This is a genomic window from Verrucomicrobiia bacterium (assembly GCA_035629335.1).
Lineage (GTDB): Bacteria > Patescibacteriota > Saccharimonadia > Saccharimonadales > Saccharimonadaceae > DASUUR01.
On the sequence record DASPIB010000017.1, the window covers coordinates 1 to 19,206 of the forward strand.

18 protein-coding genes are annotated in these 19,206 nt (G+C 49.2%); 16 read left to right on the top strand and 2 right to left on the bottom strand.

Features of this window, described 5'->3' with window-relative positions; all coding sequences use genetic code 11:
• Positions 1–585 precede the first annotated feature (585 nt).
• The 6 genes from VD907_06905 (at position 586) to VD907_06930 (ending at position 2,816) form a co-directional block, all read left to right on the top strand.
• Positions 586–1,041 carry a hypothetical protein gene (locus VD907_06905; protein HYG84573.1) on the top strand — a complete coding sequence of 152 codons (456 nt, stop codon included), beginning with the start codon at positions 586–588 and terminating at the stop codon, positions 1,039–1,041.
• Positions 1,042–1,096: 55 nt separating this feature from the next.
• Positions 1,097–1,237 (top strand): hypothetical protein, encoded by a 141-nt coding sequence (locus VD907_06910; protein HYG84574.1) that lies wholly within the window; start codon positions 1,097–1,099, stop codon positions 1,235–1,237.
• Between the two features lie 42 nt (positions 1,238–1,279).
• A complete protein-coding gene (locus tag VD907_06915) occupies positions 1,280–1,507 on the top strand; it encodes a hypothetical protein (protein ID HYG84575.1) in 228 nt (75 codons plus the stop codon).
• Positions 1,508–1,647: 140 nt separating this feature from the next.
• Positions 1,648–1,851 (top strand): hypothetical protein, encoded by a 204-nt coding sequence (locus VD907_06920; GenBank protein ID HYG84576.1) that lies wholly within the window; start codon positions 1,648–1,650, stop codon positions 1,849–1,851.
• Positions 1,852–1,950: 99 nt separating this feature from the next.
• Positions 1,951–2,184 carry a hypothetical protein gene (locus tag VD907_06925; protein ID HYG84577.1) on the top strand — a complete coding sequence of 78 codons (234 nt, stop codon included), beginning with the start codon at positions 1,951–1,953 and terminating at the stop codon, positions 2,182–2,184.
• The gene (locus VD907_06930) at positions 2,181–2,816 is read left to right on the top strand and encodes an FkbM family methyltransferase (GenBank protein ID HYG84578.1); all 636 of its coding nucleotides are present in this window, start codon (positions 2,181–2,183) and stop codon (positions 2,814–2,816) included. Before VD907_06925 ends, VD907_06930 begins: the two co-directional genes overlap by 4 nt.
• On the opposite strand, the gene VD907_06935 is transcribed toward VD907_06930, so the two are convergent.
• Positions 2,791–3,762 carry a hypothetical protein gene (locus VD907_06935; GenBank protein ID HYG84579.1) on the bottom strand — a complete coding sequence of 324 codons (972 nt, stop codon included), beginning with the start codon at positions 3,760–3,762 and terminating at the stop codon, positions 2,791–2,793. The two genes, VD907_06930 and VD907_06935, sit on opposite strands and share 26 nt — an antisense overlap.
• A 46-nt stretch (positions 3,763–3,808) precedes the next feature.
• Between VD907_06935 and VD907_06940 the strand changes: the two genes are divergently transcribed.
• The 9 genes from VD907_06940 to VD907_06980 all read left to right on the top strand — a co-directional run bounded on the left by VD907_06940 (position 3,809) and on the right by VD907_06980 (position 16,854).
• Positions 3,809–4,315 carry a hypothetical protein gene (locus VD907_06940; GenBank protein ID HYG84580.1) on the top strand — a complete coding sequence of 169 codons (507 nt, stop codon included), beginning with the start codon at positions 3,809–3,811 and terminating at the stop codon, positions 4,313–4,315.
• Between the two features lie 125 nt (positions 4,316–4,440).
• Positions 4,441–5,415, top strand: a complete 975-nt coding sequence (locus VD907_06945; protein HYG84581.1) for a hypothetical protein — start codon at positions 4,441–4,443, stop codon at positions 5,413–5,415.
• Positions 5,416–5,420: 5 nt separating this feature from the next.
• The gene (locus VD907_06950) at positions 5,421–10,367 is read left to right on the top strand and encodes a hypothetical protein (protein ID HYG84582.1); all 4,947 of its coding nucleotides are present in this window, start codon (positions 5,421–5,423) and stop codon (positions 10,365–10,367) included.
• A 9-nt stretch (positions 10,368–10,376) separates the two neighbouring features.
• Positions 10,377–11,075: a hypothetical protein gene (locus VD907_06955; GenBank protein HYG84583.1), complete on the top strand. Its 699-nt coding sequence runs from the start codon at positions 10,377–10,379 to the stop codon at positions 11,073–11,075.
• Entirely contained in the window at positions 11,075–13,153 is a 2,079-nt protein-coding gene (locus VD907_06960) for a hypothetical protein (protein ID HYG84584.1), read from the top strand. The genes VD907_06955 and VD907_06960 overlap by 1 nt, the downstream gene beginning before the upstream one ends.
• A 5-nt stretch (positions 13,154–13,158) precedes the next feature.
• Positions 13,159–14,850 (top strand): hypothetical protein, encoded by a 1,692-nt coding sequence (locus tag VD907_06965; GenBank protein ID HYG84585.1) that lies wholly within the window; start codon positions 13,159–13,161, stop codon positions 14,848–14,850.
• A gap of 19 nt (positions 14,851–14,869) precedes the next feature.
• Positions 14,870–15,169, top strand: a complete 300-nt coding sequence (locus VD907_06970) for a hypothetical protein (GenBank protein HYG84586.1) — start codon at positions 14,870–14,872, stop codon at positions 15,167–15,169.
• Entirely contained in the window at positions 15,162–16,190 is a 1,029-nt protein-coding gene (locus VD907_06975; GenBank protein ID HYG84587.1) for a hypothetical protein, read from the top strand. The genes VD907_06970 and VD907_06975 overlap by 8 nt, the downstream gene beginning before the upstream one ends.
• Positions 16,191–16,200: 10 nt before the next feature.
• Positions 16,201–16,854 carry a hypothetical protein gene (locus VD907_06980; protein HYG84588.1) on the top strand — a complete coding sequence of 218 codons (654 nt, stop codon included), beginning with the start codon at positions 16,201–16,203 and terminating at the stop codon, positions 16,852–16,854.
• Here the strand turns inward: VD907_06980 and VD907_06985 are convergent.
• A complete protein-coding gene (locus VD907_06985; GenBank protein ID HYG84589.1) occupies positions 16,835–18,199 on the bottom strand; it encodes a phage terminase large subunit family protein in 1,365 nt (454 codons plus the stop codon). The two genes, VD907_06980 and VD907_06985, sit on opposite strands and share 20 nt — an antisense overlap.
• Positions 18,200–18,290: 91 nt before the next feature.
• Here VD907_06985 and VD907_06990 point away from each other — a divergent pair, with 91 nt between their 5' ends.
• A complete protein-coding gene (locus VD907_06990) occupies positions 18,291–19,142 on the top strand; it encodes a hypothetical protein (GenBank protein ID HYG84590.1) in 852 nt (283 codons plus the stop codon).
• Positions 19,143–19,206 lie beyond the last annotated feature (64 nt).

Here is a 19,206-nt window from a genome sequence, read left to right on the forward strand (position 1 = left end):
AACTTGCAATGTAGCTGTAACATTTTATAAATAGGTAGAACATGAGTTTCTAACAGATGCAACTAGGTCCGGTCAACACGCCCGGCGAACAGGGAAAACTGCTGTTACAGCATCACCTGTTTACACTGAAAAAAAAAAAAGAATATGCCCATAGAAAAAATATCTCAGTATGACTCATTGTTCCTGTAACAATGTAACAATTCTTTACAATGTTTCATCATATGCGTCAATGGTTGCATATGATAGATGATAGTCTACCCCTGTTATGGCGTGTCGCTCAATGAACAATGTGCGACATGGTAGGTACGCATATAACATAATATGTATCATGTCAAATACAATTGCTTGTGCGTGGCGGTCAACGACTGGTGCGCCAGGTGTGGTCATATGGACAACGCATAGAGGGGCGGGGGTGGTACATTTGCGGAGCGTTAGGAGCGTATACATCACTTCCCAGATTTTCTATAAAAAATTACAGAAACTTATTAGACCATAAAACTATTTCTTACGCAAACGCCTAAAAAATAACACCGCGAACCCTGCCGGGTCTGCTATAATTCGACTGTAGTTAAACAAGGATTTTTTATGGCTAATTCAAAGAACGATGACAAGAAAACTAATCAGGAAGACGTTAAGGCTCGGCCACAGCATCAGGGCAAAGATCCACTGGCTGGTGGCGAGCGGCTTTATAATGACCAGAATACGGAGTCTGCTACGCATTACCGGTCTGACGAGTCTGAGCTGAAGGCGGAGCGTTCGCCTAGCCAGGTTGCTAAGGACCAGGAAAAGGCTGACGCTGAGTCGCGCGAACGTGATGAGCAGATGAGCCAGACGGTCAACGACCAGGCTAAGTTGGACACTGTGGACACTAGCCAGGCTGACGACCAAGGGACTAAGGCTGACTTAGTGCCGCCTACTGGTGCGAATCGGGAAGCTGCCAAGCATAATGCGACTGCTGACTTGTCTCAGAAGGACTCGCTGGAAGCTAACAAGTCTACCCCGGACGCTGCCGATAAGCCCGGCAAACCGGCTGACAAATAACCACTGACGCGCGATAGCACGTCAGACTGTCAATTAATTAAACGAATAGGATTTTATGGCCACTCCATTTACGAATCAGAATCTTGCTCATGCTAACCGCAAACAGCTTCGTGCTATTGCCCGGAATATTAACGTGCGGCAGGAATCGGCGATCATGACTACTCCCGGTCTTCGGACCGCAGTCAAAGCGAAATAGGTTGTGCTAAAATAGACTCACTAATTAAGGGGGTCTATTTTTATGGCAGATCAAACATTTGGCCAAAAGGCTATGGGCGTATCATTTAATCCAAGCGGCGACGAGAAAGTGGCCCGACTCAAAGAGCTTTACGCGGAAATTGCCGACATCTTAAATGATGATCGCGGCGACAATCGTGATGAGCGTGCGCGGCTCGCGAGCGTGGCAATTACTGAAGCTCAGGGCGCCCAGATGTGGGCAGTAAAAGCTGTAACTTTCGAGCGCGAATAGTGCTACACTAAAGAAAACAAACACATCGCGGCTTCATACACCTTCCTATAAAAAGCCCAGGTTTTTGCGTTCCTGGGCTTTTTGCTTGTCTGGTTTACATTAAGTTGACATTGAAAAATTAGCGGTTTACAATTCGATTTATGGAAATACTTAAGCTGGCAAAGCTACCACTAGAAGCAGCAAGGTTTGCAGGAAAGCAATTGCTCGGTGGTGCTTGGGGTGAGCTGCCAGCTATGCCCCAGGGCGAGATTCGTCGTCCGGTCCGGGCAAGTATCAGTTATTACAGCACCAGTCCTGAAGGGGCGCCTGTTGTGCCGGCAAATATTAGTCTCGGCGAGGAATGAAATTGTGGCCAAAATACAGACGTGCATTGCTCGCGGTTGCGTGTTTGATTTTGGCCATACTATTAAGCACAGTTTTGAATATGTTGGACCGGTAGGGACATGAGCGACGCCGAAACTTTGCTGGAAACGAAAGAGCTGGATAGCCGCCAAAATGACGGCCTGACCGTTACGCTCTGGTGGGTCAAAAATACGATGGACACCTTCGTTACTGTACTCGATACCAAGACTCAGCCGCCAGTCGAGCATCATATTGACGTACCAAAAGGTGTTTTGCCGCACGCTGTTTATTATCACCCTATGGCATATTTGCCGGAAGATCCGAAGGCCGCATGAATCATTGGCTAGACTCGACGGTTAAAAATTATCTTCACTATTTTGGCGAGACTCAGGAGCCGGTTGTTTGGGAAGTCGGATCGCGCGATGGCGATGACGGCGTTGAGCTGGCTAAGCGCATTTATTCGGGGACTGAGTTTTGGGTAGACGCTACAATCGTGGCGCTTGAACCGAATCCGGACCAGGTTGAAGTTATCAAGGAGCGGCACCCGGAAGTCCAGATTTTTGAAGTGGCTGCCAGTAATGCAGTCGGGCGCGCACCGTTTATGGTTTATCATGGCGACGAAGGGGCGGTTGGATCCAGCTCGCTTAATTTGCGCTGGAAGGGGGACGATCTTGAGGGTCATGTTATTCACGTTGAAACTAATCGCCTTGAGCATCTTATTGGCTCTGATTCTATAGATATTATGAAAATTGATGTTGAGGGCCACAGTCTACAGGTTCTTGAGGGGCTGGCCGACAAGCTCAAACAGATTAAGGTTATGCATATCGAGACGGAAGAGTGGACCGGCAGCAATAAGGAAGTCGAAAAATATATGAAGTCTTGCGGCTGGACGCTGGTTGATGTGATGGAGCAATACGGCGGTATGCCGGATCAGGTCTGGATTAATTCGGCAATTCTTGCCGATTAGGTGGCTCGGTCCACTTCCAATTATAGTAGCTTGTATCTTGATAAGGTTCCCAGCGAAGCGCGCTAACTGGGACCCGGCAAAATCCGGTCAGTTCGTCTTTGACGCCCAAGCCGACAATTAGCTCTTCGCCCTCTTTGCCTTCGGCCCAGAGTAGCGCGGACGCGAACTCGATAGTCTCCTTGAGCTTTTCGCGCCAGCCGACGTTGAAGTGGAACATCTGACTATGATGTGTTAGTCGGCCGGTTTTGTCCCACTTGGCCGCGAGCGTCGCATAAGTGCGCTCAGCCAGCACCGAAGTAACTATATGCATAAGCGATAAAAAGCCGTCTTCGTATTCGATTAGTGGCGTGCCGTTATGCAGGAATAAGTCGTTATCTTCGCCGATTATTTGGCCGTCCAGCACAATTTGAGTCGGCGAGTAGATGAAGTCGAATAGCCGCGCCGGTTTTTCTGGCGGCGACCAGTTTTTTTCGCTGTGATCGAACGGCATACCGAAGTCTTTAAGCAGTTTATAGGTGCCAGCTTCGTAGTCAATCAAGATCTCAGCTTGCCAGGACCGGTAGTCATGCTTCATTGGCAGCAAAATTACGCCAATACCATGCAAACCGTCGTCGCGCCAGAACAGGCGGACGTCTTCGATGCCCCACTGGAAGTATTTGTACTCTTTTTCGGGCTTGACCTCTTTTAAGTCAGTAATTTCAAAGGTCTTTTCGTCAAACTTGCCGACGTGCAGGAAGTTTTGATAATGCATCGGGTGATTGTAGCCCTCTGGTCGGTGTGGCACATGAATACAGGACCGGATTGACGCCCAGATCTGGCCGCTTGGATCGCGTGCTAGGCCCGGATTATAGTGAACCTCGCCAGTAACGCCCTTGATTGGCGTGATGATGACTTCAGTATCTAACTTCTCGATATTCCCGTCTTTTACTAGCGTATTTATTCCCATGTGGTAATATTAGCACAAGTAATAATAGGCAAAGGAGCGCTAAATTATGAACATACCATACCTACTTAACTGTCTTAAAACGACCAAATACTCAGATCTGGTTACAAATATTGATCTGCCACTTTTGGACATCAATCTTTTGCTTTGGGAAGCCGAAGCCGCCGGAGAAATTGAAATTGATCGTGATAAAGACAGAATTAAGGTATTGGTAGATCCTTTCCCTTGGCGCGATGAAGGCTTGGCTAATAAAATTATTCGCGCAATCCAGCACTACAATAGCAAGGAGCGAAACCTTACTGTTGGCGCTCTAAATAGCTGGGTTAAGACGCCGGGCATGGATCATAATTACCCTTGGCACGAATACGTTGCTACGCTTCAGTCTCTAATTGATGACGGCCAGGTGCTTGAGCATGAGATTAGCGTACCGAAGTCCGGCAAGCGGCCATATCATAAGTTCGTCTTCCTGTGTTTGCCCGGTAATCCAAATGAAGAGTGGAACGCGCGAGAAGTCAATAAGTTTATTGCAAGTTGGAAGCCTAATAAGGTAAAATAAAAACGGTGATAACTCACCTTGTCTTCTGCCAAACAACCCCTGCCTAAAAACAGGGGTTGATTTTATATACTTATGCTAAAATAAAAATATGAACTCTAATACTTTGATAACAAGGAATTAATCTTATGGCTGGCGTATATTGGATTGGACAAAACGGTAATACTTATGTAAGAAGTGAAGGCTTAAAGGGTGTTCAAGATTATGGCAATCTTGGCGGACGTTTACCGGCTCCGTATGCTCCCGGCGCCCTAACCCTAATTCGCGATCCGGCTCTTCCGCCTGAAGCGTCTCCAGCTCCGACTGGTGGCGGTGGTGCTGCTCGTCCAGGTCTTGACCAAGTGTCAGTTAATAATACGCAGTTGGCGATTGACCAGCTCCCTGCTCAGATGGCCGCAGCTATGGGTACTGAGAGTCAGCGTTATCGCAATACTATGGCCGATTTTGATGCTCAGGAAGCCGGTCAGCGTAAAACTTTCGACCAATCTACTACCACTAACCAGCAAAACTATGACTCTACTTTCATGGATTCAATTCGTGCTGGAATTAAGGGACTTGGTGGCCTGATGAACATTTTGCGCGGTACTGGCGCTTCAGGCGGAACTGTTGAAGGCGACGTGCGCGATATTGTTGGTGAAGTTACCGCCAAAGATATTCGTACTGGGGCCGACACTCAAAAAGAAAACCAGACGGCGCTTAATACTTCCCTGGAAGGCTTTTTGGGCGAACTGGGCCGTAAGCGGCGCGTTAATGATGACACTTTTGAAAATAACAAGCGTGCAATTCAGCGTGATTCTGAGACTCAGATGCAGGATCTATTTAGTAAAATGGCCGGCTTTTATGGCGAAGCTGGCCGAACTGCCGAAGCCGATACTTGGAAAGGTCGTGCTGGTAGTTTGACCCCTAGTATTGCCCGAAATAGCATGACAGCACTTAGTAATTATGACAACACTCCAGTTGTTGTAAAAGCGCCAGAATTGACGGCATTTGCAGCCCCTACTCAGCCTGACGCAATCGCTGCTCCGTCTGACGGCCAAGTTGGATCCGGCATCTTCACTATGACTGACCGGCGCCGCCGGGAGCCAGCTCTAGCAGGAGTTTAATTTAAATGGCGTCTTTTTTCACTAGGGCGCTGGATCGGTTTACGCCCTGGGATCGAAAGGGTGAAGTTCAAAGACGCCAGCAACGCAAGAAAAAAGAAGAAGAGGAGATCCGCGCCGCGACTCCTTCTATTGCTCCATCACGTCCACAATCCGGCTCAGCGCTGGATCGAGTAATTAAGCCAAAGGCTCCGGTTAATATCTTTGATGATATTAACAAAGGTTTTGTGTTGGGCAAGCCTAGCACTCCTGCTGTCGTTACTAAAACTCAAGAAACTAAGCCAGCACCAGTACTGCCCCCAGGCACCGTAGTTAAGCCGCCTGGCCTACAAGTTGGCCCGGTTCGTCAGGCAGATATCCAGCTTCCAGATGGTCGAAACGCCAGAGATTTACCGGCCGCGCCTAAAAAAACTGAAATGGCCAAGCCAAAGCAGGGGCTTGGCAATCGTTTTCGCGATATGTTCGATGCCAATACTGAGTCTGATAAGTGGCGTCGTCAAGAGGGCAATAAAAACCTCAAAGAAGGCGAAAAAAAGAAGGAAATCGTCTTAAAAAATCCTGGTAACTTGATTAGCCGGACTCCAGTAGTCGGTACCACGACTAAAATGCTTAATACTGCTGCGACTCAGATAGCATCACTGCCATCTACGGTTGGCGGTCAGTTTGCTACGTCTGAATATAGCGCTGCTACCGAAGAATACACGAAAGCGGTTAAATCTGGCGATAAAGGTCGGATCGCGAAGGCAAAACAGCGTGTCGGTAATGCCGTTGACCGTCTTGACGATTACAATGCCCAGCAGGACGCCGCGCACTCGATGTTCGAGAAAAATAAGGGCGGCCTGTTTAACGCTGGTACTCTTTATGATGAAAAAGGCTCGAAGTCCGGCGATATTAAAACTGGCGTAAAAGACGTAGTCTTGCCGACTGCTGTAACGGCCCTTGATCTGTATACTCTGGGTAGAGGTAGTGCTGTCTCGCAAGGTATAAAGGAGCAGGGCTTAAGGACTGGCGCGCGTAGCCAAGCTGGGAATATTGGCAAGGCTGCTGTCGGTAATTATGGTAGTGGCGACTTAAATGCTCGATCTGAGGGGGCCAGCAACACCGAAGCTGTTAAGGCTGGTATTATTAACTCAATTCTGGGCTTGGCTCCAGATATTGCTCTGCCAGCACTCGGCAGGAGCTTCCGCGACCGCGTTGTGCCGCGTATTTTTAGGGGTCGTGGTGTTAGTGCGTCTGATGTAGTCGAAGAACTAGATGATGCGGCTATTTCGGCCAGCGCTGAAGCCGCAAATCAAGCTCTGCGACCAAAGCCGGTTCAAGTAACTAAAGATATTCCAGTTCGAACCCCTGATGATCCGCCAGTACCAGTACCGGTTGTGCGCGGCCCTAGTCGTAGGCCACTTATTAAGGAATTGGAAGGCGATTTTAACTTCCCTACTTTTGAAAAACTTAATCAGATTCGGGTCGAAAAAGCTCGGACCGATGCTGATGAGTTCAATGCTGGCGCTCGACCAGACTTTAGGCTCGAAGGTGTAACGCCACGCGCCACAGGACCGTTCAGGCTCGATGAAAACGTCGTTATTGGCAGTCAAGACGAAGCAATTGACGCCTATGCCGGCTTTTTGCGCCAAGTTGGTGAAGGCAACGGCGTTGACATTGTAGATGGCCGCCGCGTCTCAAATAACGTGCGCTTCGGCGATACTGCCGGCCAGCGCATGACTCAGGCCATGTGGCGCGATGAAGCTGAACGGCAATTGAAAGCTGGCAAGGCTGATCCAGCTATCCAGAAAATGTTTGATGACGCTGCGGATCCAGAGGTTCAGTCATTAATCGCTAGAGGTGATACTACTGAAGAAGCGCCTGTAGGCCGTCCGATTGAAGTAAAAGAAGCGACTAGCATACCTGTTCGCGATGAAACTGTCGTGCCTACAGATATGCCTGAAGCTCCTGGGGCTGTTAGGGTTACTGCCCAGGCCGCGCCAATGAAGGATAGAACTGAAGCTATTGCCGCCGCTCCGGTCGTTTCAAGTCCCCCTCGGCTGCCAGCAGAAACTCAGGCTATTTTGGATAATCCACAGCAATTTAATAAGCGTCAGGTTGCTGCTGCTCGAAATCAGGCAAAACTGGCACGTCAGAAGGCTAAAGCCGATGAGGGCGTAGCCGATGCCCTGACGCGCATTGAAGCTGCTAAATCACCGTCCAGCCCCCAGCCTGAAGGCTATGCGTCTACTGGTCAGTTTGATCGCGGCAAGAAGGGTAATGTCTATGAGGTTGCTAGCCGCGAGACTGAAGCTGTTGCTGGCCAGCAAGAAATGGCTGCTCGCTCAGTTGATGATCTACTTGCTGAAGTAGGAAGCAAAGAGTCCTTTACCCCTGGCGACAGGCGCCGGATCTCTGCCGCGCTTGAAAACCTGGTCAAAGCTAACCCTGAAGACACCGAAACTCGCATGATTCTTAAGAAGTTGCAGTCGCAAAGCCGTACTGAACTGGCCCAGGGCTTGGCAATGTGGCCACGCGTCGTCCGGAAGTCTTCGACTGCCGACACCCTTACTGGTAGGTGGGAGAGTAAAATCGCTAGGGCGCTCGATGATCCTAGTAAGATGAAAGACGCCGACTTTGCGGAAATCCAGGCTAAAAATGAAGCGTTTACCTTAGCTCGCGACACCGCCGAACGGCTTAATGAACAGTTCAAGCGAACCGGCAGTGAAGCCGACTTTAAAGCCTGGGAAGACGCCTTTACTGCTGCTCGCAAGGCCGATGAAGACGCTAAGTTTGCAGAAATTGCTGTTGCTAAGCGTGTTCTTAAGGGTGAAAAGGGCGCGCACGTCAATAAGGTGCTTGATGATCTTCGCAAAGAGTCTTCGGTCAATACGATGGATCTTGTTACCTCGAATATGCTGTCTGGTACTGCTACCGGCTTCCGCAACACCTTTGGTACGGAGCTGGCCGGTATTGAAAACCGCGTTGGTGCTAACTTCCGGGCCAAGGTCGTGAAGGGTCTATTTGACGAAAATGTTGGTGGCTTCAGTCGTCAAGGCGCTCGATTAGGCCGCAAGATCGGTATTGTTAAGCTCGGTCGCGATGCAAGGCGCCGCGCTGAAATTGGCGGCAAGAATCCTCTGGAAATGGCCAAAAACTGGGCCACGACTATTAACTCTGGTGGCGAATCTAGCATACAATCTCAAGTTTATTCTCGGCTTGGTAAGTATTACCAAAATCAGTTGAAGGAGCAGGGCGTATCTGGCAAGGAGCTTGATATGCGTATGCGCCACTCTATGTTGACCGATCCAGACGGCATGGCTGACACCTACCTGGACGCTTCCATGAAGTCTAGCGGCTTGACCGGTCTGTTCGACAAGGGACAAACCATCGAAAAAGCTGTAACTGATTATGTAGGGCGTCAAACCGATAATAAGATGCTCCAGGGTGCTTCAAAGCTAATTATGCGCCTGGCTGTCGGCTTCCCTACTGCTACTACGAACTTCCTATATCAGTCCGGTAAGCGTCTGGCTGTTGGTGTGCCATCTTATATTGAAATGGGCGCTAAATTAGCGAAAGGCGACAAACTGGGGGCTGCTCAGGCGTTCGAGCGCGGCATGAAGGAAACTGGCTCTGGCTTGGCTGTTCTAGGCTTAGGTGTTGCTCTCGGTCAAGCTGGCATGATTACTGGTGCTTATCCTGAAGATCCGGACGAGCGCGCACGCTGGGAGCGTGAGGGTATATCTGAAAACTCGATTAATATCGGCGGCGCCTGGTTCCCTATTCCCCAGGGAGCCGGTATGCTAGGCTTGCCGCTACTTACCGGCGCAGCCATTGGTCGCGATGGTGGCGATGGCCTGAAGGAAATGTATGATCCGGGCAACCTGGCTAAGCTACTTCCTACTGACCAGATCCAAGGCTTCCTTAATATGGCGTCTGGTGATGGCGCTCCGCAGGACTTCAAAAACTTCGTAGCAAGTGGCGTCCGCGCCGTTACTCCGGCTGGTGCGCTGTTTAACCAGATAGCTAAGTCTTTTGATGACACCAAAAACGACACTACTACCAAGGATCTTTGGTCGAATATTATTGACCAGATCGCAAGCGGTATTCCAGGCGTAAATAATGCCATGAATATTCCAGATAAGACTGATGACGCCGGCAATGTTATTAAGAACCCTAACCCGGTCCAGCTTGCCTTCGGAGCCACGTCTGCTACTCAGGGCGCCGGTCAAGAGCGCTCGGCCCAGATTGACAAAGAGCTTAATGACGCTTTGCGCGGCATTGACCAGTACGGACTGCTTGATGATCCGAACATGGAAGGCGTGCTTGAAGAGAAGGGTCTTGAAGCCTATAACAAGCTAAAATCTGGCAAAACCCTTGATGAGAGCGATATCAAGGCTCTTAAAAACGGTCTTGTTAAGGGGGTTAGCTCCGAAGGTACCGACACCGCTTACCTGGAGCGCGGCGAATATGACACTAATCTAGCTGTTCTAAAACTTAAGCGCGATCTGATGAAGGAAGATAAAACAACCAAACCATCATCGCTTAAAGACGTAGACACTGCTATTAAGCGTGGCGAGATTTACCGCGACGGCCAAGTCCCCTATGACATGATCCAGGCTTACCAGACAACCGGAGTTGATGAGTGGCGCAAAATGGGCGATCCAGAGTCCGACGAATACGATCCTGATATGTACCAAAGACTTTGGGAGCTTGATGAGCGTATGAGCAAGGCCGGCGTTTCGTATAAGAGGGGCGCCCTTGATAAGCCAAAATATTCTGCCAAGCAAGCTGGAAGCGGCCGGGGATCGCGCGGCGGTGCTGGCAGCTATAGCGCCGACTTCGGCCAATTAAAGGCTGGGGCTTTTGCGCCTAGCGTTCAGGAATACGAAACAATAGACCAGAAGTCGGGCAATGTGCCGATTATCCGTAAAGTTCGACCAAATATTGTGCATAATATAAGCAGTTCGGGGTAAAATAATAATATGGCAGCCATTGATAATATTCGGGAATTAGCTCAAGACGTTTACTTCAGTGTAAACGGCTCTGAAAACGATGACGAGGGGTCGGATCTCGAAGAGTTTGAAAACAATTTTATCAGGGGCTTTAATCTCTGGCTTGACGAATACGAAACTGAAGCCTACTGGAATCGGGTGCGCGTGGACGACTATGTCTTGGGTACCGTTCTAAATACCACTGATTTTGCATTTACCCTGCCGGCAGAATACCGGACCCCTGTATTTGACGAGAATAAATACCTGAAGTTTGTGCATGATGGCGCTGTGGTGGCTAAGTTCAAGATGGTGGATCCAAACCAGCGCCAGGTAGATGACGACCTGGACCGCCCGGACCGAGCCACATTTACAGGCGACAAGAAAATTATTTTGTCGCGCGCTCCTAAAATAGAAGAGGTCGGCGCCACTATGGTATTGGACGTAGTAAAGCACTTCCCTAAACTTACGCGCAACGACGATACCTCTCTGGGGCTTATCTTTAGCAAGCAAATAGCGGTGCTAGGTATTGCAAAAAACATCACGCTTGCCGATGTTACCAAAGTCAGTCTGAGTCCTTCATTCACGCAAAGATACTCCAATGAGTTGAATAAGGCGCTAAACGCCAATAATGCGTCCAACGAAATTGACGATATGCGTATGCCAGACTTCAGCCACATTGGGGGCATCTAATGGCAGTTACGGATCCTGTAAAAGTTAAAGGCGCGGCAATCACCTCTAGTGATTTTGTCTCTTTTGATGCTGGTTTGGACGAGCGCGGCGAATATAACATAGCGCCAAATGCCCTTAATGTAGGGCGTAATGCTAGGGTTAATTCTGCCGGCAACGCCACTAAACGTCTGAGCAAAAAGCGCTGGCTGCCTGATTCAGTAGGGTTTAACGGCGAAGCGTCGGGTGTTTACTACAATGGCCAGCTTTATTATTTTATTGCCGATGACGGCAAGGTTAAGTGGGCGCAAGAAAATGATACCGCTTGGCACAACTGCGGCGGCGACAATGATATAGATACTGCTGTCGGTGTTATTACTACCTTTTTGCGAGTTAATGACCTTTTGTTATGCATGAACGGCCAGGAGCTACGCTATATTGATCTGGCCACATTTAACATGGTTAAGTTTACTTTTGTCGCTAACCCAGTCAGTGTTTTGACTTGTACGCCAAGCGGCATTACTGGTACTGGTCCCTTTAATGTTTGGTATGCAATTACCTATAACTCAAATGGTGGCGGCGAAACGGCTATTGGCCCTATCAAGCAGCAAGCAGTTTCTAAAAGCCGCTCGACCTGGAAGGAAGACGGTACCGAATATTTAACCATTGCTTTTAACGATACACCCCCAGTCGGAGCTACAAGCCGCAATTTGTATGCCGCTATAGCGCTTCAAGGGACTACTCCAGTAGCTAGCGACTTGGCCATGCTTAAGTCAAACATACCTATTGGAGACACTAGTTTCGTGGATAATGGCCAGATACCGTTTGATATTTCTTATAACACCGCGCCTGACTCTAACTCTACCAAAGGTATTAAGGCTACTGGCGGTACTATCGTAGACAAAACTCCAGTTTTGTATGGCGATCCAGATAATCCTTATGACATCTATTTTGGCGCCCTGACCGACACCGGCGTCTCTTTTGGCTCCAACAACGGCGCGCAGCGCTTGCCGCTCCTGAAGGGTACAAACTACTATCCTACCTCTGTTATCGGCTTCCGAAACAACCAGAACGTGCCGAACCTATTGGCGCTCTTCACTAGCACCGAAGGCATCGCCAAGCAGCAAATCCTTAGCCAAAAGACGCTGAGCTACGGCAATGCGACTGTTACTTATTGGGCCGCCGACGAGCTAAACGCCGGCGCTAGTGCGGTATACAGTAAATATGGTGTTATTTCATACCTTGGCGAGCTACAATTTCCTTCGGCCGACGGCATTACTTCGCTGAAAACAGAGCAGGAGCTTCAGAACGTCTTGTCTCCTTCCATTGTTAGCGATGCGATCTCGAAGAGCTACGGTACCATTAAAAACGCTAACTTTGACAAAATTGTCGGTACTGCGTGGAATAACCTTGTGGCCTGGGCTGTGCCTTCTCGCGGCTACAATTATAATAATCAGATCTTCGTCCGAGACTTGACCAACCGGCAGAAGCCTAAGTGGGCTATTTGGGACCTTCCGGCCGACTGGATCGGTACTGTTTCCCCTCATAACCGCGATAGCTTTATGTATATTCGCCAGGGCAACAAGTTCTTTAAGCTGGTCGAATCTTATGTTGCTGAAGATGAAAAAAGCGACGGCACCTCTGAGCCTTATCCAGTGGTGATTGAAGGTAGCCTAAGAGCGTTTAGCGAAGGCCGTAACGTCTATATGGCTGTGAGCCAAGCGGTGCTTTATTTAGGCGAGTTTATCGGTACGGTGGATATCGAGATAACCTATATCAACGCGAAAGGCCGGCCAAAACGTAAGAGCAAGCGCTTTACGAACGGCGCTCATGGTCGCAATATGCTCGCTGGCTGGGGCAACCCTCGCCTTCTATTTAGATCGTTTAACAACCGAGTAATTGGCTGGTCTACTCCAATGCCTACGTCTGGCCAGGCTAACAATACCCAGAAGATAACCAAGCGTTGCCGTATTAAATTGCCGAATCCGGTCGTAAATGAAGCCAAGTTTAAAGTTTCTGGCAACCTAACTAACACGTCATTTGACGTTGTTAAGGGGAACTTTGAAGGTGTTAATATTGGCGTAATAGGTGATATAGTATAACCAGTATGGCAGACCAAAAAATTACTCCAGATCTCGAAGTTACCAGATACCAAGCCGAGTGGCTGAAGGGTAAGGAGTTCGTGGACAATGCGATCAAAGACTTTAAGCGTCTTGATACCATTGCTAACGCTCAATATGATGGTGCCAATGACAAAAACCCTAACATCGGTGATACGACTGTGGCCGGCATTGTGCGGCAGATCATGCGAACTGCCGTTAAGCAAATCCCTCATGTTTCGATGGCAATTAACGGCTCTCGCAGTACCGTTGAAGCTATTACTTGCCAGCACTTAGTAGATGACGTGATTCTTAATCCGAATACCTTTGCTAAGGGACTGGTTAATATTTTGCACCTTGGCGGACGCGGCGCGCTCTCACGCGGTTTTAACGTATTTGAGATCAGTACAACTAAAATGTTTGGTCAGTTTGGTGTAACGCCGCGACTTATTCACTTTAACGACTTTGCGGTTGAAGCTGGCATACAGGACGGTAGTTTAAGTCCCTTCACTGATATCCGTATCAAAATGACGCCTACCAAGCTCCAGTCTATCTATGAGCGCGAGAGCAAAAAGCGAAAAGGCACCAGCACTTGGAACTTGCCAGCGCTTCAGGCTCTTATCGCTATTGGCCCGGACAGTAACGGCGCGGCAGATTATGCTGACTATATTACTCCTATGGAGCAGGATAAAATCAGTCTTAACACCGATAGCTATGATCTTATAGTCCGCAAACCCCTCGATAAAAGCCAGCCTATCGTTACTTTTAGCCCTTCGATCAACCAAAGGCTCCGTACTGTAGTCAATCGTTCGAAGTTTGGCTACCCTCGCACGCTATTTCTGGTTATTGATCCAGCCGAACTGTCGCCGTTTGGTGATAGCCGGGTCCGCCTAGCAAGTCCTAACCAGAACTTCTTGATGGCTCTACGCCAAAATGTGGCCACTACCTGGCTCTACAACAGCAAGCCTACGATGGTTAAAATGGGCCTATTTACTGGCGCTGCCACGCTTAAATCCGGTGGTGTTATCACCTCTACGGACTCTAATGCCAGCATTAAGCTCCTGACCCTTGATACCTCTACCGCGCAGCAATATCCGACTATTAGCCAGGAAATTACTAAGCAGATTCAAAACATGATGGGCATGAACCCTGGGCAGTCTCTTGGCGCCATCGGTGATGCCAAAACTGGTACCGGCGCCCAGGCTCAAAAACAGGGTATTGATGATGCTATCCAGCAAGTTACTAACATCATGGAAGAGTTTTTGCGCCAGTACGTTATCGCTGGCTTGGACCTTTACCTGTCTGAACAGGACGGTGAAGGTGTTATTTATGTTAGCGACCAGACTCGCGAAGATATTTTGCGACTTAACCCTGATGCCTTCCCAGACCCTAAGAACCCTAATGCGCTAAGGGTCAACTGGAACGAGCTTTATGAATATATCCAAAAAATTGATGCAACCGTAGATACGACTATGAGCAAGGAAGACTGGAGCAACGAAAAGCGCGGCGACTTGCAAGACGCTGTCGTGGCTATTAGCCAGAGTACCGATCCTAACGACCCTGAAGCTGTCGCCAAAAAGAAACTGGTCGAAGATAAGTTACTTGATGAAACTGCGCCAGAACTATCTACAGCAATTAATAACCTTCCCCCTGCCGCCCCTGTTCAACCTCAACCCGGTTTGACACCGCCAATGCAGTAAGGTAAAACTATAAGCAGTTATGGCAGAACCGACAGAAGACCTACCCTATCACGTTAGCGATCATGCGATGGCTGACCCAGCCGGCGACAACAGCGCGCCGCAGGACGATCATGCTCTTGTTTTGAGCTTGCTAGAATATTGTGATACGGAAATAGCAAAGCATAATAGTTTTGACGTCTTAGAACTTCCCCAAAATGCCACGCCAGCACAGAAAATAGCCGCCTTCGATGAGATGGCAATTCACAAAGGCGTGGCTATGCATTTACGGAATATTAAACAAGAAATTAGTAATAAAGCAAAGGGGATAGATAATGTCTGATACAGATCACGACGAGTTCGACAAGGCTTTTGAAAACTTTGGCGCAGATCCAGCGCTAGAGACGCCACCAGTAGTACCTACACCGGCACCAGCTCCGGCTGCCCAGCCACAGGATCCTGCTACACCACCGGCACCGGCCCCAATAGAGCCGCCAAAACCAGCAGGAGAGGAGCCTACACCTAATGAGCAGCCACCAGCCGAGCCACCTAAAAAAGAGGGGGAAGAAGCTACACCCCAACCAGGTGATGCGCCGACGCCGCAAGAAAACCCTAAACCGCCTGAGACTCCAGAGACGCCACCGGCGCCAGAAGAGCCAAAGCCCCTAACCGAAGACTCGCTTAGATCTATTATCAGTGAAATACGAAATGAAGATCGCACGTCTGCCCAGGTCCTTGAAGCTACTACCCAAGAGGTTCTAAACGCCTACTATCCTGAAGGTTTATCGAACGTCTTGGTAGATGAGAGCGGCCGGGAACTTCGTACCCCAGCCGATGTGGTCGAAGCATCTGGCGGCACTATGTCTACAGACGAAGCTCACCAGTGGTTAATCAATGAGCAATACAAGCTCGATCAAAAAGTGGCAAAAATCAAAGATGACGCTAGGGTTATTGCCGAAAACACGAATAAGTTTAAGCAAGACGGCATCGCTGTATTGCAGAAATACGAGCCTATATTTAAGCAATGGCCCGCGCTTCAGCAACAGGTCTGGGACGCCTATAAGGAAATGGTTAAAGCCGACGAAGAGAAAAATGTTATTTTGTCGGCTCCAGATATGCAGAAGTTTTACGATCTGGTCCTTGATCCATATCGCCTAGCCTATGAACACGCTCAGGGCCAGCCGGGGACTGCTCCAGTGGCGGCCCCAGCAGCTCCGGTAGCAGCTCCCGAAACTCCCCCAGCTCCACCTACCCCTAGCGCAGATGATCGCCTAGACGTTTCAGGTGATGGCGGAGCTTCGCCAGTAAACGATCCAAATGACTTTGCCCAGCAAGTCGCAAAAGAATTAGCTAACCCAAATTAAGGAGAATAATATGCAAAACATACCAGAACCCAAAGGCGTCGCGTTTTACAACATTGAAAGTGATGAGACGCGCTATGCAAAACTAGAAGCCCAGATCCAAGGCTACATCAACAGCTCAGACATGGGCATTAACGCTTCGCGCGATCAAGATTATGGCTGGCGTCTAGCCCCTGAGTGGGTCCGCGCAGTTCGCGCTTTTCGTAGGGACAGCGCTCGTATGCGCGACCTTATTCGCGAAGGCGGCGGTCAAAAGGTAACTACCACCAAGATTCTTTATGCCATCTATGGCGACCAAGTGGCTGCCTATAATGAACAGCAAGAGTCAAATAGCGCTCCGTATGAAGCTGCCTACTTGCGCGCTATCTCAGAGCCAGAAAATGAGCCAGCGCCAGCCGCACCAGCAGTCGCGACTCCGGCCCCTTTGCCTGAGCCTACTCCGGCCGATGCACAGCCAGAGCCAGAAGACATACCCCTGGACGTAGACGATGCAGATCTGCTACCGCCAGAAGACGACGAAGAGCAGCCAGCACCCAAAGCTCCAGTTAAGCCTGAAGTTTCTAAGGCGCCTGAAGGGTCAGACACAACCGTTAAAGTTGATGGCGATAAAGTAAACGCGCCAAAAACTGATGGTAAAACTTCGACGGCTAAACCGAAGAAAAACTAACAGTAGCTAAGTCAGACTCATAAGTCTCTTGAGCGACCGAAGAGGAGAGTATAAACTCTCCTTTTTCGTTAAAGAAATGGTGTAGAGCAGTAGCTAGATAGCGAATCATGTCAGCTATGTGGCTCTGGCTCTTATGGTCTGGACCGATGTAATCGCCAGTATGCGGGTTAAACTTCTTACGATAAATGCGTAGCTTGCGGCTTAAGTCGCCGGTAGTCGGCAGATTGATTAGCAGTTTTGGTAGCCAGCTTTCGGCGTAGCCTATACCAATAGAGACGCTTTCACGCTTGAGCGTGGAGACGTTTGTGATACCCTTTTTGTGCAAAGTCTCGATGCGGCTTTTGCCGTCGTTTAGGCTTGATACGGTGCCGTCATGCGGCAAGAAGTGCCAGCCGTAGTTATATCCCAACGCTTCAGACTTGGCCTTCAGCTCGTCAGCCATCGCTTCGATATTCGAGCCGTTTATCTCGATAAGATCTATTAAGCGCGGCACGCCTTTAAAATACTGGAAGAAGCCCAGGACCATACTATCCGACTTACCCAGATCCCAGGCAGTAAACACCGGATAGGCCGGGTTATAGGGGTGAAGGCCGATAGTGCCGTCCTTGTCTTTTTTGCCCATAATTTCACCGTAGTAGCTGGCGGTCGAAGACTGGCCCCAGTCAAGCAGGATCTCCTGCCTATAAAGGAAGTCGTTGCCGTATTCATCAATATAGTCCTGGCGCAGCTCTTCCATTTCTTCAGGGGTCATAAACCTGTCGCCAGGGATAAAACAGGTGTACTGCTTGCGTCTGGTCTTGGCAGCTTCATGGAGCTTCTTGAACGTGCCGCCAGAGATACCGTCTTGCTTAGGGGTGCTGGCAATGATAATTTTACCGCCATTGCGGTTGGTGATTGGCCGGACTACACCCAGGACACCGCTTGGCAAGTCCACGAACTCATCGAAGAAGTAAATCTTAGCGTTGGCACCGCGCAGGGCTTCGGCATTAGTCGCGCCCAGGACAAACAGCGTTGATCCGTTAATTAGCGTAATACGCATATCGTCTTCGGTATTGGACTGGGACTGGACTAGCTCTTTAGGTATGTGATCCAGGGTCTTGAAGCCGTCATTTTCGATGTTGGTCCAGAAGTTTTTGAAGCCCTGCTTGGCAGTAGGGTAAACGATAACGACGTTCATCGTCTCTTTGACCATAGCTGGAATAATATGCTCGACGAAAACAGTATAGGTTTTGGCACCGCGTCGGGCCACGACTAGCACCGCCTGGCGAAGATCAGGAGAGTCGAGAGCCGTTACAATTTCTTGCTGATAATCGCGTAATGGTAGGCGGTGAGCCGGTATTTGCATAATATTTGCTTGACCTATAATCCTTGTGGTATTCTTAGCATAACAGAAGACGAGACAAATAATTTAATTTAGATTTTGAAAGGATTGCTTTATGCCATCTCAATACGGTATTAAGACCGCTTCGATCCTCGATGTCCCTATCGAGAAGAAGTCCTATGTTGCTCGTCATTTAAACGCTAACGGTGTAGACTTTACGTCTGCCCAGACTGTTCGTCTGTTGAACTACGATATTAGCGGTGGTTCGCTCGGTACTTACGACGAAACAGCAATTTCACAAACTGTAACCCTGGCCGAAACTGATAAGCAGGACATGACCCTGGCCTACAACAAATACAAGTTCCTGCGTATTCAGGACACTTTGGAGCAAGATACTCCTATTGCGTCTCTGGCCAGTAAGTTCGCCAAAACTTGGGTTTACGAGAAGTTTATCCCAGACTTCGACGCTTATGCCCTGACCAAAATTATCGCTGCTCGTCCAGTCGCTAATAAGGTCTTCTGGAATAGCTCGACCGATAGCATCAAGCTCAAGTTCTTCAACACCGTAACTAAGGTTAAGCGTGGTGGCGGCACCCCTGACAATAGCATTGCCTGGGTACCTTACGCCTTCTCTGACACCCTAAAGGCCCTGATTACGACCTTCGATGGCTCTGATCTTGGCTACACCGCCGGTAAAAACGGTGTTCTGGGCCAGTTAGACGGCGTGGTCGTTGTCGAAACCGAAGATACCCTGTTCCCTGCGAATATGGATATCGTGGTTGCCGACAAGCGCGCTGTGGTCCGCGTTACTCCTAAGATGGATCCTGCTACCGGAAGTGGCATGAAGCTCATCAAGGACGTACCGGGTCATGGTGGCTCCGAGTTGCAGCTTCGCGCTCGCGGCGACGTCTTCGTCTTCGGACTGAAGGCTAAAGCCATCGCTACCCTGGAGCGTTCAAACTCCTAACCCTAGCGGTCAAAAAAGCATAAGAGGGCTACCAGTTAGCCCTCTTTTGTTATATTATTAAGCT